This is a genomic window from Streptomyces sp. NPDC005574, from assembly GCF_040605435.1.
Taxonomy (GTDB): Bacteria; Actinomycetota; Actinomycetes; order Streptomycetales; family Streptomycetaceae; genus Streptomyces.
The window spans coordinates 89,519-106,778 of sequence record NZ_JBEXCW010000002.1 but is presented as its reverse complement, the minus strand read 5'-3'; the positions used below and the strand labels follow the sequence as shown (position 1 = coordinate 106,778).

Annotated in this window: 15 protein-coding genes and 1 pseudogene; 3 read left to right on the top strand and 13 right to left on the bottom strand. The window is 69.3% G+C overall.

The features are described from left to right. Window positions 1–10: 10 nt before the first annotated feature. From ABZT03_RS02165 to ABZT03_RS02155, 3 genes and pseudogenes are all read left to right on the top strand, one after another. Window positions 11–1,855: a biotin carboxylase N-terminal domain-containing protein gene (locus tag ABZT03_RS02165; protein ID WP_356032253.1), complete on the top strand. Its 1,845-nt coding sequence runs from the start codon at window positions 11–13 to the stop codon at window positions 1,853–1,855. A gap of 77 nt (window positions 1,856–1,932) precedes the next feature. Further along, window positions 1,933–3,099, top strand: coding sequence for an acyl-CoA dehydrogenase family protein (locus tag ABZT03_RS02160; protein WP_356032251.1), 1,167 nt, complete (start codon window positions 1,933–1,935; stop codon window positions 3,097–3,099). A gap of 37 nt (window positions 3,100–3,136) precedes the next feature. Then, window positions 3,137–3,805: pseudogene (locus ABZT03_RS02155) on the top strand (AMP-binding protein); the annotation flags it as partial. Window positions 3,806–3,944: 139 nt separating this feature from the next. Here ABZT03_RS02155 and ABZT03_RS02150 read toward each other — a convergent pair. From ABZT03_RS02150 to ABZT03_RS02090, 13 genes are all read right to left on the bottom strand, one after another. Beyond that, entirely contained in the window at window positions 3,945–4,775 is an 831-nt protein-coding gene (locus tag ABZT03_RS02150) for a phosphotransferase (RefSeq protein ID WP_356032248.1), read from the bottom strand. An 89-nt stretch (window positions 4,776–4,864) separates the two neighbouring features. Next, window positions 4,865–5,329, bottom strand: coding sequence for a hypothetical protein (locus ABZT03_RS02145; protein ID WP_356032246.1), 465 nt, complete (start codon window positions 5,327–5,329; stop codon window positions 4,865–4,867). A gap of 674 nt (window positions 5,330–6,003) precedes the next feature. Then, the gene (locus tag ABZT03_RS02140) at window positions 6,004–6,444 is read right to left on the bottom strand and encodes a hypothetical protein (protein ID WP_356032244.1); all 441 of its coding nucleotides are present in this window, start codon (window positions 6,442–6,444) and stop codon (window positions 6,004–6,006) included. A gap of 56 nt (window positions 6,445–6,500) precedes the next feature. Then, window positions 6,501–7,730: a helix-turn-helix transcriptional regulator gene (locus ABZT03_RS02135; protein ID WP_356032241.1), complete on the bottom strand. Its 1,230-nt coding sequence runs from the start codon at window positions 7,728–7,730 to the stop codon at window positions 6,501–6,503. A gap of 116 nt (window positions 7,731–7,846) precedes the next feature. Then, entirely contained in the window at window positions 7,847–8,191 is a 345-nt protein-coding gene (locus ABZT03_RS02130) for a hypothetical protein (protein WP_356032238.1), read from the bottom strand. Beyond that, on the bottom strand, window positions 8,188–8,460 hold the full coding sequence (locus tag ABZT03_RS02125) for a hypothetical protein (RefSeq protein WP_356032235.1): 273 nt from the start codon (window positions 8,458–8,460) through the stop codon (window positions 8,188–8,190). The genes ABZT03_RS02130 and ABZT03_RS02125 overlap by 4 nt, the downstream gene beginning before the upstream one ends. A gap of 99 nt (window positions 8,461–8,559) precedes the next feature. After that, window positions 8,560–9,471, bottom strand: a complete 912-nt coding sequence (locus ABZT03_RS02120; RefSeq protein ID WP_356032233.1) for a glycoside hydrolase family 25 protein — start codon at window positions 9,469–9,471, stop codon at window positions 8,560–8,562. Window positions 9,472–9,547: 76 nt separating this feature from the next. After that, window positions 9,548–9,973: a hypothetical protein gene (locus ABZT03_RS02115; RefSeq protein WP_356032230.1), complete on the bottom strand. Its 426-nt coding sequence runs from the start codon at window positions 9,971–9,973 to the stop codon at window positions 9,548–9,550. 14 nt (window positions 9,974–9,987) lie between these two features. Next, window positions 9,988–13,806 (bottom strand): hypothetical protein, encoded by a 3,819-nt coding sequence (locus ABZT03_RS02110; protein WP_356032227.1) that lies wholly within the window; start codon window positions 13,804–13,806, stop codon window positions 9,988–9,990. A gap of 2 nt (window positions 13,807–13,808) precedes the next feature. Further along, the gene (locus ABZT03_RS02105; protein WP_356032225.1) at window positions 13,809–16,022 is read right to left on the bottom strand and encodes a phage tail tape measure protein; all 2,214 of its coding nucleotides are present in this window, start codon (window positions 16,020–16,022) and stop codon (window positions 13,809–13,811) included. A 45-nt stretch (window positions 16,023–16,067) separates the two neighbouring features. After that, window positions 16,068–16,277 (bottom strand): hypothetical protein, encoded by a 210-nt coding sequence (locus tag ABZT03_RS02100; protein ID WP_356032222.1) that lies wholly within the window; start codon window positions 16,275–16,277, stop codon window positions 16,068–16,070. Further along, a complete protein-coding gene (locus ABZT03_RS02095) occupies window positions 16,274–16,765 on the bottom strand; it encodes a hypothetical protein (RefSeq protein WP_356032219.1) in 492 nt (163 codons plus the stop codon). Before ABZT03_RS02095 ends, ABZT03_RS02100 begins: the two co-directional genes overlap by 4 nt. Continuing rightward, window positions 16,765–17,259: a hypothetical protein gene (locus ABZT03_RS02090; protein WP_356032216.1), complete on the bottom strand. Its 495-nt coding sequence runs from the start codon at window positions 17,257–17,259 to the stop codon at window positions 16,765–16,767. The genes ABZT03_RS02095 and ABZT03_RS02090 overlap by 1 nt, the downstream gene beginning before the upstream one ends. Between the last annotated feature and the right edge of the window lies 1 nt (window position 17,260).

Genomic DNA, 17,260 nt, shown 5'->3' with positions numbered 1-17,260 from the left:
GGGACTCACGTTGATCACCACCGTCCTCGTCGCCAACCGGGGCGAGATCGCCTGCCGGATCTTCCGCACCTGCCGCGAACTGGGCATCCGTACCGTCGCCGTGCACTCCGACGCCGACGAGAACGCGCTGCACACGCGGGAGGCGGACGCGGCCGTACGACTGCCGGGAGCGTCGCCCGCCGAGACGTACCTGCGCGCCGACCTCATCGTGAAGGCGGCCGTCGCCGCCGGCGCGGACGCGGTCCACCCCGGCTACGGCTTCCTGTCCGAGAACGCCGGCTTCGCGCGCGCCGTCACGGACGCCGGCCTCGTGTGGATCGGGCCGCCGCCCAAGGCCATCGAGGCGATGGCGTCCAAGACACGCGCCAAGGAACTGATGGGCCTGGCCCCCCTCACCGAGGTCACCGAGGCCGACCTGCCGGTCCTGGTGAAGGCGGCCGCGGGCGGCGGCGGACGCGGCATGCGGGTCGTCCGCGAACTCGCCGCCCTGGACGGCGAACTGGCCGCCGCGCGCGCCGAGGCGACGAGCGCCTTCGGCGACGGGGAGGTCTTCGTCGAGCCCTACCTGGAGGACGGCCGCCACGTCGAGGTGCAGATCCTCGCCGACACGCACGGCACGGTCTGGGCCCTCGGCACCCGCGACTGCTCCCTCCAGCGACGCCACCAGAAGGTGATCGAGGAGGCTCCCGCACCCGGCCTGACACCCGAACTCACCGAGGAACTCCACGCGATGGCCGTACGGGCCGCGAGCGCCGTCGCCTACGAGGGCGCCGGCACCGTCGAGTTCCTCGTCTCCGCCGACGGCAGGGCCCACTTCCTGGAGATGAACACCCGCCTCCAGGTCGAACACCCCGTCACGGAAGCCGTGTTCGGCATCGACCTGGTCGCCGCCCAGATCCGGGTCGCCGAGGGCCACGCCCTGGACAGCGAACCACCGCCCGCCCGGGGCCACGCCGTCGAGGCCCGCCTCTACGCCGAGGACCCCGCGAACGCGTGGACCCCGCAGACCGGCACCCTGCACCGGCTCGCCGTCCCGGACGTCCGCCTCGACACCGGCTACACGGACGGCGACACCATCGGCGTCCACTACGACCCGATGCTCGCCAAGGCCGTCGCCCACGCCCCCACCCGCGCGGAGGCCCTGCGCAGGCTCGCGACCGCCCTCGAACGGGCCGCCGTGCACGGCCCGCCCACCAACCGCGACCTCCTCGTCCGCTCCCTGCGGCACGAGGAGTTCACCACCGCCCGCATGGACACCGGCTTCTACGACCGCCACCTCGCGGAGCTGACCGCCCCCGCCCCCGACCCGTACGCCCCGACCGCCGCCGCGCTCGCCGACGCCCACGGCCGCTCCCGGTTCGGCGGCTGGCGCAACCTGCCGTCCGCCCCGCAGACCAGGCGCTACGTCATGGCCGGCGAGGAACACGAGGTCCGCTACCGCCACACCCGCGCCGGCCTGAGCGTCGACGGGGCCCGGGTCGTGCACGCCGACGCCCGTCTGGTCGTCCTCGAAGTGGACGGCGTGCAACGCGGGTTCGAGGTGGCGCGGTACGGCGACGACCAGGTGTACGTCAACGCCACCGCCCTCACCGCCCTGCCCCGCTTCCCCGACCCGGCCGCCCAGCACGCCCCCGGCTCCCTGCTGGCCCCCATGCCCGGCACGGTCGTCAGGATCGCCGACGGCCTGGCCGCGGGAGCCGCCGTACAGGCCGGGGACCCCCTGATCTGGCTGGAGGCGATGAAGATGGAACACCGGATCACCGCCCCCGCCACCGGCACCCTGAGCGCCCTGCACGCCGCCCCCGGCCAACAGGTCGAGGTCGGCATGCTGCTGGCGGTCGTACAAGCCACGTAGAAACAAACGGACTTGCGCGGCCGGCCGCGACGCACCCGCACACCCCGGACGTCCCGACCCTCCCCCCGAGGAGCCCCATGACCACCCTCGTCGAAACCGAAGAGCACAAGGCCCTGCGCGCCGCCGTGTCCGCCCTCGGCAACCGTTACGGCCGCGACTACATGGCCAAGGTCATCGCCGACGGCCGCCACCCCGACGAACTCTGGTCGGAGGCGGCCAAGCTCGGCTACCTCGGCGTCAACCTCCCCGAGGAGTACGGCGGTGGCGGCGGCGGCATCGCCGAACTGTCCATCGTCCTGGAGGAACTCGGCGCGGCCGGCTGCCCCCTGCTGATGCTGGTCGTCTCACCCGCCATCTGCGGCACCGTCATCGCCCGCTTCGGCACCGAGGCACAAAAACGCGCCTGGCTCCCCGGCCTCGCCGACGGCACCCGCACCATGGCCTTCGGCATCACCGAACCCGACGCCGGCTCCAACAGCCACCGCATCACCACCACCGCCCGCCGCGACCCGGACAGCGGGGACTGGCTGCTCACCGGCCGCAAGGTGTACATCTCCGGCGTCGACATCGCCGACGCGACCCTCATCGTCGGCCGCACCGAGGACGCCCGCACCGGCCGCCTCAAGCCCTGCCTGTTCATCGTCCCGCGCGACGCCGACGGATTCCTCCGGCGCCCCATCGACATGGAACTGCACGGCGCCGAGAAGCAGTTCGAGCTGACCCTCGACGACGTACGGCTGCCCGCAGACGCCCTCGTCGGCGACGAGGACGCCGGCCTCCTGCAGCTCTTCGCCGGCCTCAACCCCGAACGCGTCATGACCGCCGCGTTCGCGATCGGCATGGGACGCTACGCGCTCTCCCGCGCCGTCCGCTACGCCCGCGAACGCACTGTCTGGAACGCCCCCATCGGCTCCCACCAGGCCATCGCCCACCCGCTCGCCCAGGCCCACATCGACCTCGAACTCGCCCGCCTGATGACGCAGAAGGCCGCCCACCTCTACGACGCCGGCGACGACGCGGGCGCCGGCGAGGCCGCCAACATGGCCAAGTACGCCGCCGGAGAGGCCTGTGTGAAGGCCGTCGACCAGTCCGTGCACACCCTCGGCGGAAACGGACTCACCCGCGAGTACGGACTCGCCTCCCTGATAACGGCCTCCCGAGTGGCTCGTATCGCACCGGTCAGCCGGGAGATGATTCTCAACTACGTCTCCCACCAGACCCTGGGCCTGCCCAAGTCGTACTGATCAGCACACCGCCGTGCCAGTCGCGCCAGGAGGAACCGTGTTCCGCAGCGAGTACGCAGACGTCACCCCCGTCGACCTGCCCATCCACGAAGCGGTACTCGGCCGGGCCGCCGAGTTCGGTGACGCGCCCGCCCTCATCGACGGCACCGACGGAACCACCCTCACCTACGACCAACTCGACCGCTTCCACCGCCGGATCGCGGCGGCACTCGCCGAAGCGGGCGTCCGCAAGGGGGACGTCCTCGCCCTGCACAGCCCCAACACGGTCGCCTTCCCGCCCGCGTTCTACGCCGCCACCCGCGCCGGCGCCTCCGTCACCACCGTGCATCCGCTCGCCACCGCCGAGGAGTTCGCCAAACAACTCCACGACTCCGCGGCCCGCTGGATCGTCACCGTCTCCCCGCTCCTGGAGACCGCGCGCCGGGCCGCCGAACTGGCCGGCGGCGTCCAGGAGATCTTCGTCTGCGACAGCGCCCCCGGACACCGCTCCCTCATCGACATGCTGGCCTCGACGGCCCCCGAACCACAGGTCGCCGTCGACCCCGCCGAGGACGTGGCCGCCCTCCCGTACTCCTCGGGCACCACCGGCACCGCCAAGGGCGTCATGCTCACCCACCGGCAGATCGCCACCAACCTCGCCCAGCTCGAACAGATCATGTCCGCGGGCCCCGGCGACCGCATCCTCGCCGTCCTGCCCTTCTTCCACGACAGTGGCTCTAAAGGACAGCAAGGAACCCGCAGGTCATGCGGACAGAGAACGGCCCCGGTACCTCACGGTAGGTACCGGAGCCGTTCTCTCAGGGGACCGCGCCGCCCCCGCGGGGGATCAGGGGCGGCGCGGCCGATCAAGGAGAAAGGGCGTGCGTGCCCGTCGGGTGCCCTTTCTCGCGGTGCGTGGCCCATGTCCCTGCGGCGGCGGTGAGAGCGGCCCTATGGGGCATTGGGCGCGTGCGTTCCCAGTCTTCCCACGCGGCGTAGACGGTGCGCGCGAACGTGGTGACGGTGACGGGGTCGGCCGCACGGTACGCGGGAACCTGCCGGGCGATCGTCTCGGCCTCTTTGGGTGTGTGGCCGGCGGAGATCAGCCGGGGCACCGTGAGCGCCGTGTCGGCCCACGCCGGCGCAGGGCAGGAAAGGGCCCAGTCCAGTAGCAGTAGCTCGCCGCTCTGGGTCATCAGCATGTTGTGCGGGGACATATCCGTGTGGGCGAGTCCTCGGCCCTGCAATCCGGGCGGTACGTCCTCGGGCAGGAACTCAGTCCACCGTGTGTGAAGCGGCCTCTTGTTCAGTTCCTCGGGCCATGCCGTCTGGGAGACGACGGTAAGCGTGCGCAGCAGGGGGGCGAGATCGTCGGACCCCGGAGTCAGGTCAGGGTGCCGACCCTCGATGTACTCGTACCCGTAGAGCGTCCACCCGCCGGCGTCGGCCTCCCACAGCACGCGGGGCGCGAGGGGTGCGCATTGGGTGACCCGCGACTCGTGGCGATACACCCATGCCTGCGGGTCGTCGTGCCGAGTGCCCTTGACGAACGCTCGCCCCGCTGGTGTGTGGACGGTGCAGGCGAGTCGGGACATCACGCCGTGCGGCGCGGTCTCGGCCGTCTCGACGGGGCCTGTGTGCCGCTCGACGGCGGCCCGGGTCGGTGCCGGCAGGTCGTGCCATTCGATGCGGTTCACCCGCGGTCTCCTGCGTTTGTCGAGCGAAAACGGGGTCGGCCCCCGGCCTGGCCACAGCGTGGCACAGACCGAGGACCGACAGGGGGGAACTACTTCGGGTGGTTCGGGCTGTCCGAACAGTTCGCGTGGCACTGCGAGCAGTCGGCGAGGTCCAGCTCGGGCCAGAACTCCATGTCGATCTCGTACCCGGCGAGGGTGATCGAGTCGACGGTCAGCGCGCGCAGGGCCTTGCCGCCGCCGTGCTCCTCCTTGTCGAGGAATCCGGGCTGGTGGTGCAGGAAACGGCCGAACCGCTGCTCGCAGAACTCGGCGTACGCCTTGGTGTGGAGCAGGAAGGCGTGCCAGAAGTCATCGACGAGCGGCGAGGGGCTGAGCGGCCGGTCGGCGTAGTCGCACGCGGCCAGGAAGGCGAGCATCTGGCCGACGCCGCGGTCTGCCTTCTCCTCGGTCAGTTGGGGGAACTTGGCGCGCATGTTGTCGACCAGGGTTTCGCGCATTTCGGTGCTGATCAGGCTGCGCGCATCGGTCGGGATGCGCTTCTGTGCGGTGGTCACGTTCCGTGCCTCCTTATGTTGGGTGGTGCTTCGAACGTGGTGGTGCACATCGCGGCGGGCCCCCGTTCGGCAACCTCGACCGCGGTGGAGTCCCCCGCCCGCCCGGAAGGGACGTGCATCGTCCGGACGGGCGGGGAGTCTGTTTCCGCGCAGGGCGGTGATCTACAGCGCCGCGTATGCGGCCACGGGCTGGCACCCGACCCCCGCCGGGGAGGGGAGACACCCGGCGGGGGGCGGGAACTTTGGGGGGCGTCGTACGGGTACGGGGGCCGCGATCAGGGAGTACCGTGCATCGCTGTCTGTGACGGTGAGGTGGTACGAGACGCGCGCGGCGAGCTTCTGAAGTGCGTCCGCGTACTTGGCGGGGTCTCTGACCCACGTACGCAGGATGTCGGCGGCGTGTGTGTCACCTGTGAAGACGAGCGGAGCGGCGTGCAGCCAGGGGGCGAACGGATCCGGGTCAAGACGCTGGGCGAGTCGCTCGGCCTGGCCTTTGAGCCATCGTGCGGCGAGGCGGGGCGAACTGGCGTTGTGAGCGGCGAGGACGACCGCGCGCTTGTCGTTGAGAGTCGTTGCGAGAGCTTCGCACCGGTAGCCGACAGAACGGGGCGCGGTCGGGGCATAGGAGGATGCGCGTAACGGCCCAGGTCTGCGGCCTGCGACGTGACGTCCGCTCACAGCTTGCCCCCGCGGTCCTTGTCACGTAGCGCAAGGATGCGCCCAACCTGGTAGTGGTACAGCTCCAGTTGGGACGGATCGAGCGTGAGCAGGGACTCGGCGGTGCCGCCGTCGTCGTAGTGGACGGTGACCGGCAGGCCGCCGTGCTGGGCGCGGGCGTCGTACGTCACGTCGCGTTTCAGCGGCGTGATGTGCGTGACGTGGGGTTGTACGGGGCGCAGGGTGGTGCCGTCGTTGGGCGCCGACCACTTGTCGCCACCGCCGGCCGGGCAGAGGTGGTACGTGTTCCTGCCGTCGGCCGGTAACGCGATGACGACGCCGATTTCCCCGCCCCTCGATGTATCCCGAGCGAGGTCGCCGAGTCGTGGGTAGAAGGGAGCGGCAGTGCCCAACTCGCCGCCTTGCGAAGGCAGATGGGGGGTTCCTCGTCGACTCATGGCCCTGAAGCTAAGGGGGCGTCAGGTGCCCAATATGAATCAGAGGAATATCGTGCTCATCCGTCGAGGTGGAAACGGTTGGACATGCGGCGCAGTTTCTCGCGCGTTGCTGTGCGCTCGGCGTAGACGATGCTGCGCAGCGTCGAGCGGGCGATCGGATGGTTGCGAATCAGCTGAGGGGCGATGCGTTCGGCTGTCTCCAGCTCGGACAGTGCCTTGTCTCGGTTGCCGTCCCACAGCCACGCTCGGGCTAGATCCATGTGGTGGTGTCCCTGTCGGGACTTCGGCAGAGCCTCGATCACCTCGGGGTCAGTGCGGCGGTTTATGATCAGTGCCTCCCCCTGCTGTCCCAACTCAAGGGCGACGCTGATCGCGTGGATGTGTACGTTGCCCGGTGAGAACGTCAGGGAATGCCGATCATACGTAGGGGCGCCCGTTTGTTGGGCGATGCGCTTCGCTGCGGCCTTTGCGTGACCGATGCGTTCTTTGGCTTCTGCCTTGCTTCCGCCCCGTGCTGCGGACACTGCCGCGCGCAGTTGCAGCGATCCCCATGCGCGAACGGCGAGCGGGTCGCCGCGGTCGTAGTCGCGCTGAACGGTGTGAATGGCCTTGTCTGACAGGCTGATTGCGTCGGCCCAATCGGCGGTTGCCCACATGTCCCAAACGCGCATCCAGTCGGCTACGGCTGGCATCACGGAGTCGCCGGACAGAGCGGCGGACCATGCTGCCCGTTCGCATGCCATGGCGATTAGCTCGGGGTGGCCCAGGGCGTGTGCGGCGGTGTGCGCGAACTTGCAGCACACAGCGTAGATAGCGAACGCTTCCTCGCGCTCGTGGCCGGTGGACACTTCGGCCAGTGCGCGGGTTTCCCGGAACAGGTCGGGTAGAACCTGCATGATCGCTACGTTGGCCGCGGCATCGCGTAGGCGGTGTAGTCGGGTCGCCTCTTGCCACAGTTGGTTGGACGAGCGGGGAGTGCCCTCGAAGACTGGCGCGAGGTCGTACCGTCGCAACTCGCGAAGGATGGACGACGCGGCCACCTGCCATTGGTTCTCGGTGGGTGAGCTGTTGTACGGCCGGCCGATGAGGTCGTTGGGGTGCACGTGCAATTCTGCGGCGATGGCATTGAGCAGGCCCACTCGGTCTATCTCGATTTGGCCGCGTTCCATCTTCGACACCCACCCCTGCGACTTGCCTAGGGCGGTGGCGAGGTCTGCCTGTGGCATGCCTAGACGCAGGCGCGCGCGGCGAACACGGCGGCCGATCTCCTCTGCTTCTTCAAGCATGCGCGGGGCTCCATCCGTTCGGGCTCTCCTCAGAACGGTACCCATGACTTGGGGTGCTCGTCTCTTCTGCCGTGGAAACGACAGAACGCCCCCGCACGGCCGTGCGGGGGCGTTACTCATGAGCGGGTGGCGAACGTCCAGAGGGACAGGGCGAGGCCGACCAGGGCGACCAGGGCGGCCACGGACGGGAGCGGCCAGCGGGCCCGTTCGAGGGCGTCGAGCCGTGCGTCATTGCGTTTCTGGCGCTCGGTTTCGCCGCGCTCGACCGTGTCGAGGCGGGCGTCGTGGCTGTCGAGGCGGCGGGCGTGTTCCTTGATCGCTTCGTCGGTCTGGTCGTGGCGTTGAACGAGCAGGGCGAGGGCGCCGTCGGTGCGGGTGAACCCGACCTCGATCGTCCTTCGGATGCGTTCGAGTTCCAGCGCGACCGCGGCCGGATCGGACGGCGAGGGCTGGGTCGTCACGGCGCGGTGGGCTCCTTGGCGTCGTCGACCAGGCCGAGACCGAACCGGTCGAGCAGGGCCTCGACGACGGGCGAGGCCATGGCGCGAGCGATGACGCCGGCGACCGCGGCGACCGCGGCGGCCGTGGCGGCGGCGCCGACCAGCCACGGGGCGGCGACGGCGAGGTCGCCGGAATCGGCGACGACCGCGGCGAGCGCGGGCACGACCGCGACGACGGCGGCGAACGTCTGGAGCGCGGTACGGACGGCGCGCGTGTTCTTCGGCTGCATGGGGGTGCTCCTGCTCGTGTGGGGCCCGCCCCGCGGCGCGGTGCCGACGGGGCGGGCGGGGTGCGATGTTTTGCGACGGCACGCGGGCCGCGGCGGGGCCTACTTGTCGTAGGCGAGGCGGTGCAGGGCGGCCCACCCCTTCGGACCGATGGCGGGGTCGTAGGTTTTGCCCGCGGCGCGGTACGTGGGGTGCGCGTTGTGGAACTTGATCACGCCGGCCTGCGTCTGCGGGCCGTAGTGCGGCGACTCGGGCACGGACTTGGGCATGTAGCCGGCGGCCTTGAGCGCGCGCTGAAGCGTCACGGCGGACGGCTTGGCCTTGTTCGGGGCGAGGCCGACCGGGAACGGGGGCGGGGTGTACGTCTTGCCGTCACCGGCGTCGCCCTGGGCCCACGTCTTGAGCGCGCTCGGGGACATGTAGCAGACGGACCGGTCGAGCGGGGTGGAAGTGAACTGCCAGAACGTCACGGTACGGCCGGACGGCGCGGGCCGGGCGTGCTTGTTGGCCTCGGTGTAGGTGTCGACGCTCGCGCCCGGGTAAGCGGGGTACCAGAGCGGGACAGCGGTCGGAACGCGGCCGGCGGCGATGTCCGAGGCGCTGGTGTAGATGCCGACGCGCTGCCCGGGGAAAGCCTTCTGCACGGCGGCTATCCACGCGGTGGCGAACGTCTTGATCTGGGCGGCGGACTTCCCGGTGTAGTTGCGGCCGTCAGAGTAGCGTTCGAGGTCGAGGAAGTGCAGGAATCCGGGACCGGCGTACGCCTTGACGGCGCTGATGTAGTTGGCGGCCTCGACCGCGGCGGACTGGTTCGGCCACGCGAAGTGATACGCGCCCGGGGTGAGGCCGGCGGCCTTAATGCCCTTGATATGGGTTGCGAACTTGGCGTCGTGCGTCTTCTGCCCCTCGCTCGCCTTGGCGAACGCGAAGGAGATACCGGCCCGCTTGTGGGCGGCCCAATCCTGCGTGCCCTGGTAGGCGGACACGTCGATGCCGTATGAAGTGCTCGTCATGGTGGCTGTCTCCCGACATGAAAAAACGCCCGGCGCGGTGCGCGGGCGTACGTGGTGTGTGAGTTGCGCGGCGGGGCTAGTCCTGAATGAACGTGATGTGTAGGCGCAGATTTCGGCCGCTGCCGGCGGTGGTTGCTTCGCCGACGATCGGCTCACCGTTGGTGGTGCGCAGGGTGCAGATGCCGTCGGTGCCGACGACGAACCCGCCCTCGGCGGTGCCGTCGTCCCAGTTCCCGTTGATAGTGCCGCTGGTGGGACGCCACCCGGTGGGGATGGTGCAGCACGCTGTGTCGGCGAGATTGCCGGCGCCCGAGACGATGATCGTCGCCCCGGACCGGAACAGGTACATGTTCAACTCGACATTGTGGCCGGTGCGGTAGCCGCGGAAGTCGCTGACCGTGAACCCGGTCGCGGGCACAAGTCCCGTTGCAGTGGTGAGAGTGGGCGGGCCGTCGTTGAGCCGGTCGTCGGTGATCCGCATTCCGGGCTGCCACAGGGTCACGAGGGGATGCCTCCTTACAGGGCGACGATGGCGGGGTACGCGAGCCGCACGTCGGCGCCCGCGGCCTGTGTCTTGACGATGTTGTTTCGGCTGCGGATGACGGTGAAGACCTGCGGGTTGATGACGTCGACGTTGTCGTACCGGATCTGTACGGTGGCCGCGTTGGTGTTGCTGGCGGTGCGGATCGAGCGGGTACCGATCTGGCTCGCTGAGATGAGTGCCGCGTCGGTGGCCTCGATACGCCAGTCGCTCGGCTCCGCGCTCGACGCGAGCCATCCTTTAACGCGGAGCGTCGTTCCGCGGCCCTGGAACCGCACCCTGACGAACTGCCCGGCAACGTGCGTGATCGGCACGGTGTAGGCGCCGAGTTCCGCGCTCACGTCAGCGATGAGTTTGCGCAGGGACAGGACGACCGTGTTGGTTGCGCTGAACTGGACTCGAACCATGTACATGTTCGAGGAGTCCAGCATCCGGGCTGTGACCGCGCCGTACAGGCTGTCGCCCGTAGCCAGTGCCGACGTCGTGATGTCGGCGTAGACGTCAAAGTCGGCATGCACCGCGACCACGGACGTGCGCCGTGACGTCTCGGTCGTCGACAGAGTGTGCACCCCGTAGCCGGAACCAACCGAGTAGTCCGACGCCGGCCCGCCTCCGACCGTGGACCAGGACGGGCCGGAATCGGACGCGCCCCAACTCCCGTTGACCGTACGGCCGAAGCTGTCCAGCAGAAACGATGCCTTGGGCTGGGTGAGGCGGACGCCCCACACGTACCAGACGTCGCCGGCGGTCGGGGTTGCTCCGTGGCGGGCGCGGACGCTCGCGCGCGAGGCGTTGGCGGGAGCCGTGAGCGACTGCTGTAGGAACGTCCATTGCCCGGCGGGCACGGCGACCGCGCTGCCAAGTCCCGTGCTGAGGAACGTGTTCGTGGCGTCGTACCAGTCGATGACCGGCCGGACGTCGCTCCACCCCTTGGGGGAGTACGCCCACATCGAGGCGACGTACGTCGCGCCCGGCACGATCGCGCCCACATTGCTGCGGGCAGCGACCGCGCCGCCGGACGTGCCGACCCCGTCGGGGGTGATCAGCAGGGAGCCGGCGGCCTGCGGGTGCAGGACCGCGGTCGCGCGGGCGACGGTGGCGGCCTGCCCGCTCCAGCCGCTTGCGTCCGTCTCGAAGAACGGGTTGCCGTTCAGCAGTTGGCCCGGTGCGGCGACGGTCATCACCTCGCCGCTGACCCGCACGTCCCATGGGTAGTCGTAGGCGTTGCTCGTCCAGGTCTGGCCGGTAGTGGTGAGCACGTTCACCGTGGTCGCGGTGTCCGTCGCCGCGGTGGCGAGCTGGGCGCCGCTGGTGTCGCACCACCTGAGCGGGATCTCGTCGACCACGCCCACCGACCAGGGGCCGGCGGGCGAGCAGTTGAACGTAATCGTCCATGTGCGGGGGAGGACGGTTTCCGTCCAGCCGTCGACCAGCAGCTCGACGACGCCCGAGCCGGTGAACCTTTTGGGCAGGTTGACGATGCGGATCTTGTCGCCCTCACTGAGGGCGAGGACGGCCGGGATGAGTTCGGGGAACTTGTGCAACAGCAGCGTGACCGACGGGTACCGGTTCTCGTCCCAGGTGGACAGGTGGAGAAGCCAGTTCGCTACCGGGTCGGTCTGCTCGTCCGAAGCCAGGTTCAGCGTCTTGGAATCGTCGACCAGGCCGATACCGTCCGGCGGGTCCTGGACGGACAGCGGGCCGTCGTCGAGGACCGCGGTACCGGTAGAGCCGCCCTTGCGCTGCACAACCCATTCGTTGCGTACCGTGTCGTCCTCGATCGGCTCGAACGGCGGCGCGAGGTGGCCGGCGGCGTAGTCGAGGACGAGGGCCGGCTGTTGGTTGAAGAGGGCGGCGCGGGTGCGGTACTTCAGTTCGCGTCCGGCCATGGTCTCGCCGAAGATCCCGCCGTCTGCCTCGGCGCACTCGCGCAGCAGGTCGAGCAGCGGGGCCGGACTCTGCGCCCCCACGGGCACCGTGTCGTCCGGGTCACCGACGATGGTGAGCAAGACGTCTTCCTCTTGGGCCAGGCGGCGCATGCGGGCGCCGGCGCTCTCGCCGGACCACGCGTCAACCGCGTTGACGTACGCGGCTGTTGAGTCGGTGGGCCAGACCGAAAGGTGACCGAGGGCGAGGCCGTTCAGGGCCGAGGCGTAGCCGTCCGCGGGGGAGGCGACGGCGGTCGGCCGGCCGATGGTGCCGGGCGTCGTGAAGTAGATGCCGCCGGGGTCGCCGCCGACGTCGGTCCACACGATGCCGAACTTCACGTTGCCGCCCTGCTGGGCAACGGTGAAGTTGACGCGCTGCCACCGGTTGAAGATGTCGGCCCCGGTGGCAATGTCCTGCGTGGACAGGGTGTTGCCGTCGTCGTCCTTGGCGATGATCCGGCTACTGAGCCCGTTGGTTGTCGAACCAAACTGGATCAACCACTCGCGCACGGTGCCGGTGCTCAGTACCCGCATGAACGTCCACCGGGTGGTGGGCAGCGTGTCGAGCCGGTACATCCACTGCACCGACCACGACGTGAGGGACGTCGAGGGCGCCGGAACGCGGCCCATCATCGCCGACAACTGTCCGGCGCTGGAAGCGAGGACCGGCAACGGGTCTGACGAGGCAAGGGTGTTGGCCTGCGCCCACGTCACATTGGACAGGCGCAGCGGGCCAACGCCGGCGATCGGCGAGGACGCCTGAGCCGAACTCGCGCCTTCCTCCATCGGCCAGTACGCGAGCGGTTTGTAGGAGGGGATGCGGCGGCGCAGTGCGGACGCGAGGGGCTTTGCGCCCTGCCCGAGGCGGCGCAGGATGCCCGCGGCCGTGATCGGCGTCCACGCGTCCTTTTCCGAGGTGGACCACTTCGGCGGCCACTCGGGCACCTCGCCCTCGAACCGCACGATGCGGTCCGTGATCGCAGAGTCCGCGGCGAGCGTCCACGCGCGGCCGGCCGAGTCCGTGAACGAGGTGGTGCCGATCGGCTGCGCGGTGAAGTCTGGCGCGGCAACGACTGTGCCGTCGATGCCGCTGCGAACCTCCGCCTTGTAGACCGTGCCGGTGACCGCGCGGCGGGGCGGGGTGACGTCGGTCTGTTCCGGCGCGATCGAGAGCGGCGCCGTGCCGCTGAAGATGGTGACCGGGGCCGAACTGGTCAGGTCGCCGCTGAACTGCGTCCACGGGCCGGCGAGGGTCGGCGCCCAGTACAGGCGCAGCGTGAACCCGCCGGCCCCGTTGTCGACGTCGAGCGTGCCGCGTACCGCGGCATGGCGCGGCAGAGCTGCGGGCAGTGTTGCGAACCCGCCCCCGTCGACAGTCGTTCCGCCGCTGGTGGTGTTCAGGTACAACACCCCTGCTCGCACGAGCAGGTAGTACGAGCGGTTGCCGGCCGCGCCCCACTTGCCGATCAGGAACTGAGTGGCGGAGGAGAACCAGTTCGTCTCTCCCTCCCACCGGATATCAAGGTCCCCGGTGATGTCGAGGGCCGCCGTGTCGGGTGTGGTGGCGCGGTCGGCGGTGCCGGGCATTTCCAGGCGGACGGGGCCGCCGGGCAGCGTGTAGCGGAAGGGGGTGTTGCGGTTGAACAGCCCGTAGTAGCGGCCCTCGGGGTTGCGGGGGGTGTACGTGCCGTCGAGGTTGCGGATGGTGGCCGCGCACGCCGCGGGGTCGGCGGCGTTCGACTTGTAGGGGCGCCCGCGGGTGTGGGTGATCGGATCGCGCGTGTACAGGTCGCCGGTGATGTCCTGCCACGCGGAACCCATGCGCAACTCGCCCTTGAGGCCGAGCGGCTGGTCGGGGAAGGCCACGGTTACGCACTCCTTCCAGTGACGGCGAATTGGACGTTGCCGCCGCGGACGTTGACGGCGTCCCGGAAGACCGAGAGCAGGAAGTCCCCGACCCGGGAGCCGTCCGAGGTGAACGTGACAACCGGCTGTGTGCCCCCGCCGCTTGTGGCGCTTGTGGTCTGTGCGGCGACGTTTGCCGCGGTGGCCTGTCCGGCTGTGGGTACGGACACGAGATTGGACATGGCCCGGTCGACCGCGCCGGAGCCGGATTCGATGCCGTCGACGACGCCGGCGGGAATCCACCGACCGACCTCACGCGCCATGACCTTGGACGGCGACGCGATTCCCAACGCTTTCGCGACCGGCCCCGGAATGACTTCCTTGGCCCAACCCGTGATTTTATTTTTGAGCCAACTGCCCATGGATACGATGCCGTTCCACAGGCCCTGAACGATGTTCTTGCCCTTGCCGACGAGCAGCCCGGACAGGTTGTTGCCGATCGCGGAGGAGAGGCGCCCGGGGAGTCCGCTAATCCAGTCGACCATTTCGGTTGCCTTGCCGACGGTCGCGTTTTTGATAGCGGTCCAGTTTTTGACGATCAGGCCGAGCAGTGTCCAGTTAAGGAACAGGTTGTACAGGCGTCCGGGGATTCCCTTGAGCCAACCCACGATTCCGTTCCACCATGACACGGTGGCATCCCGGATCGAGGACCAGTGGCTTATGAGTAGACCGATCAGGGTGAAGTTCAGGAATGCCTGAACCATCATGTCTTTCGCCCAGATCAGTTTCTCGACGATCCAGTCCCAGACGGCGAGCGTCCACCCCTTGATCTCGTCCCAGTACGTGATGACGAGCACGACCAGGGCGGCGATAGCCATTCCCACCCAACCGACTGGGCCGAGACCCGCGATCCAGGCGGCGGCCATCTCCGCGCCGGCGATCGTCGCCGCGACACCGATCGCGGCGAACGCTGCACCGATGACTACGGCGGCGACGGTGAACTCGGCTCGGTGCTTGCCGACGAATCCGAAGAACGTGGTAAGGACCGGGACGACGTTTTCGCCGAGGAATTCGACAAGGTTCTGTTGCATCGAATTCTTGAAAGCGGTCAGCTGTGCCCCGGCATTGTCGCGCAGGTTGTTGCCGAGCTTGTCGGCTGCTCCGCTGACCTCGCCGAGACCCTTCGCGGCGGTACTCGGGTCCATCGCATAAAGCGCTTTTCCGAGATCTTCGGCCTGAGTTCCAAAAAGTGCGGTCGCCGCTTGCGACTGCTTGATCGGGTCCTTTATCGCACGAAGACGATCGAGCGTAGTGTCGAGTGCGGCCGAGGCCGACTTTCCGCCCTCGCTGAACTTGGCGGCCATGTCTTCGGCATTCAGGCCGAGAGCCTGAAAACCTGCCGCTGTGGTCGTCGAGCCGTCAACGGCCCGGATACTGAATTCCTTGATGGCGTCCGCGGCGATATCGGAATCTCGGGCACCTGCCTGAATGGCCTGGTTCATCAGACCAACGGCCGTGGCTCCGTCCAATCCCGCTTTACGAAATTGCGTCCCGTATTCGTTGAACGTATCGACAAGATCGTCGGCTTTATTCGCGGACGACTGGAATCCCTTGGTGAGGACGTCGAACGCCTCGTCGGCGGAGGAGACGAGACCGGTCCGCAGCATCTGCGAGACCGCGTTCGTGACCCCGCCGAGGTCCTGGTCGAAGGTGTTGGAGAGGTCGGCGACCTTCGTCGAGATCGATTCGATCTGCGCGTTCGTCGCGTCCGGCGGGAGAAGGCCGGCGCCCATGGTCGCCTTGATCGCTTCGGCGGCGCCCTGGAAATCCTCCGTGACCGCGTTTGAGTACAACTCGCCGGCGGCCTCGCCGTACCGCTTCGCCTCGGCCGGTGTCGCGCCGAGCTGCGCGCCGAGCTTGGCCGTGATCTGCCCTTGGCCGATGGCCTCGGACAGGCCGGTCATGAGGGCGGCGCCGAGCGCGCCCCCGATCACGCCCATGGCAAGCCCCTTGAGCTTGCCCGTCAGGGTGTCGCCGGCGTCCTCGGCGCCGTCGCCGGCGGCTTCGTCGAGGCCGTCGCCAAGCGCGCTGCCGGCGTCCTCGCCGCCGGCGCGGGCGCGCTGGGTGATGCGGGCGAGGGTGGCCTGTAGGCGGTTTTGGAAGCTGTCGAGGCCGTGCTCGGCCTCGCCGTCGTCGACGGTGATCGTCGCGGCGAGTTCGCCGACAGTGAGCGCCATGCGCGGGCCTCCTCTCAAGGGGGCCGCGCACGCGGGGCGCGGTACTCAGTTACGCCGGGGCTTCTTCGGCTCCGGGGGTGTGTTGAACAGGCGCTGTATGCGGGAGTCGGCGGAGAGCAGGCCGAAGATGCGCACGCGCAGCCATCGCCACGACCGCTCGTCCAGCAGGCCGGGCGCGCCCACGTCGACGCCGTAGAACTCGTGTAGGTCGGCCTCGACGAGCGGCCACTCGTCGAGGAGTTGGGCCCACGTCACTTGTGGGCTGCGCCGCTGCTGCCCTTTCCTCCGCGCCGGTTGGCCGGGCGGTGCCTCGTACCACTCGAAGAGCCCCGAGACCGGGTCTTGTTCGCCGCACCCGATGTACTGCGGCGCTGCTCCCGGTTCGGGGCCAGTTGAGAAGGGTCGCCGCCCGTGTTCCAGTACGCCTCTGCGCGGTCCTTGCTCTGGATGATCCACACCATGGCGGTCACGGCGGCGTGCTTGAGCATCGGCCACTCGACCCCGTCGGCGACCATCTCGGCGTGCGAGGCGCCGAGGACGTCGGCGTACATGTCCCGCTCGGCCGCGTCCGCGAGTACTTCGCGGTCGGCCTGTCCGCCGTCGGCGGCCGTGGCCGCGGCCTGCATGATGGCCTGCACCCGGAGACCGGTCGCCGCGGACGGCGCGGGAACCCGGTACACCTTGCCCTTGATGGGCAAGGGCAGGGAGTCGTCGAGCAGGTTCCCCAGTTCGTTGAAGGCCATTACGAACCACTCCCCGCGAGCGGGTTGGTGATCGCGGTCTTCGCGCCCTTGCCGGTGAGGGTGACCCCGACGGAGTCGAGGTCGTCGGTTGCTCCGCCGTCCGCGTCCCACGTGACCAGGGCACGCCCCTCGTACGCGTCGGCGCGGCCCTCGCGGTCGTACCACCGCACGTGGATGGTCGCGCCGCTGCCGAAGCTCTCGGCCGCGAGCCTCAGCTTTTCCTGCGCCGCGTTGAACGCCTTCGTGGTCGGGTGGTAGCGGTGCAGCATCGTCAGTTCGACGGACCACGCGAGTTGCGTGACGGTGCTGTCGGCCCAACCGCCGTCTTCGTAGGTGGTGGAATCCTGCTGCGTGGGGTCGACCGCCGGGTCGAACTCCTGGATGCCGGGCACGATCACCCATGACGGCGTAGCCGTCGCACTCGTGTCGAGTTCGAGGCGGTAGCGGCGCGCGAGTGCGGTCTCAGTCTCGGCCGGCTGTACGGGGGTGGACAAG

Excerpts from the sequence above, each read along its gene's own strand:
- ABZT03_RS02160 (WP_356032251.1), top strand. The coding sequence starts at position 1,933 with ATGACCACCCTCGTCGAAACCGAAGAGCACAAGGCCCTGCGCGCCGCC.
- ABZT03_RS02140 (WP_356032244.1), bottom strand. The coding sequence starts at position 6,444 with ATGAGTCGACGAGGAACCCCCCATCTGCCTTCGCAAGGCGGCGAGTTG.
- ABZT03_RS02135 (WP_356032241.1), bottom strand. The coding sequence starts at position 7,730 with ATGCTTGAAGAAGCAGAGGAGATCGGCCGCCGTGTTCGCCGCGCGCGC.
- ABZT03_RS02125 (WP_356032235.1), bottom strand. The coding sequence starts at position 8,460 with ATGCAGCCGAAGAACACGCGCGCCGTCCGTACCGCGCTCCAGACGTTC.
- ABZT03_RS02120 (WP_356032233.1), bottom strand. The coding sequence starts at position 9,471 with ATGACGAGCACTTCATACGGCATCGACGTGTCCGCCTACCAGGGCACG.
- ABZT03_RS02105 (WP_356032225.1), bottom strand. The coding sequence starts at position 16,022 with ATGGCGCTCACTGTCGGCGAACTCGCCGCGACGATCACCGTCGACGAC.
- ABZT03_RS02095 (WP_356032219.1), bottom strand. The coding sequence starts at position 16,765 with ATGGCCTTCAACGAACTGGGGAACCTGCTCGACGACTCCCTGCCCTTG.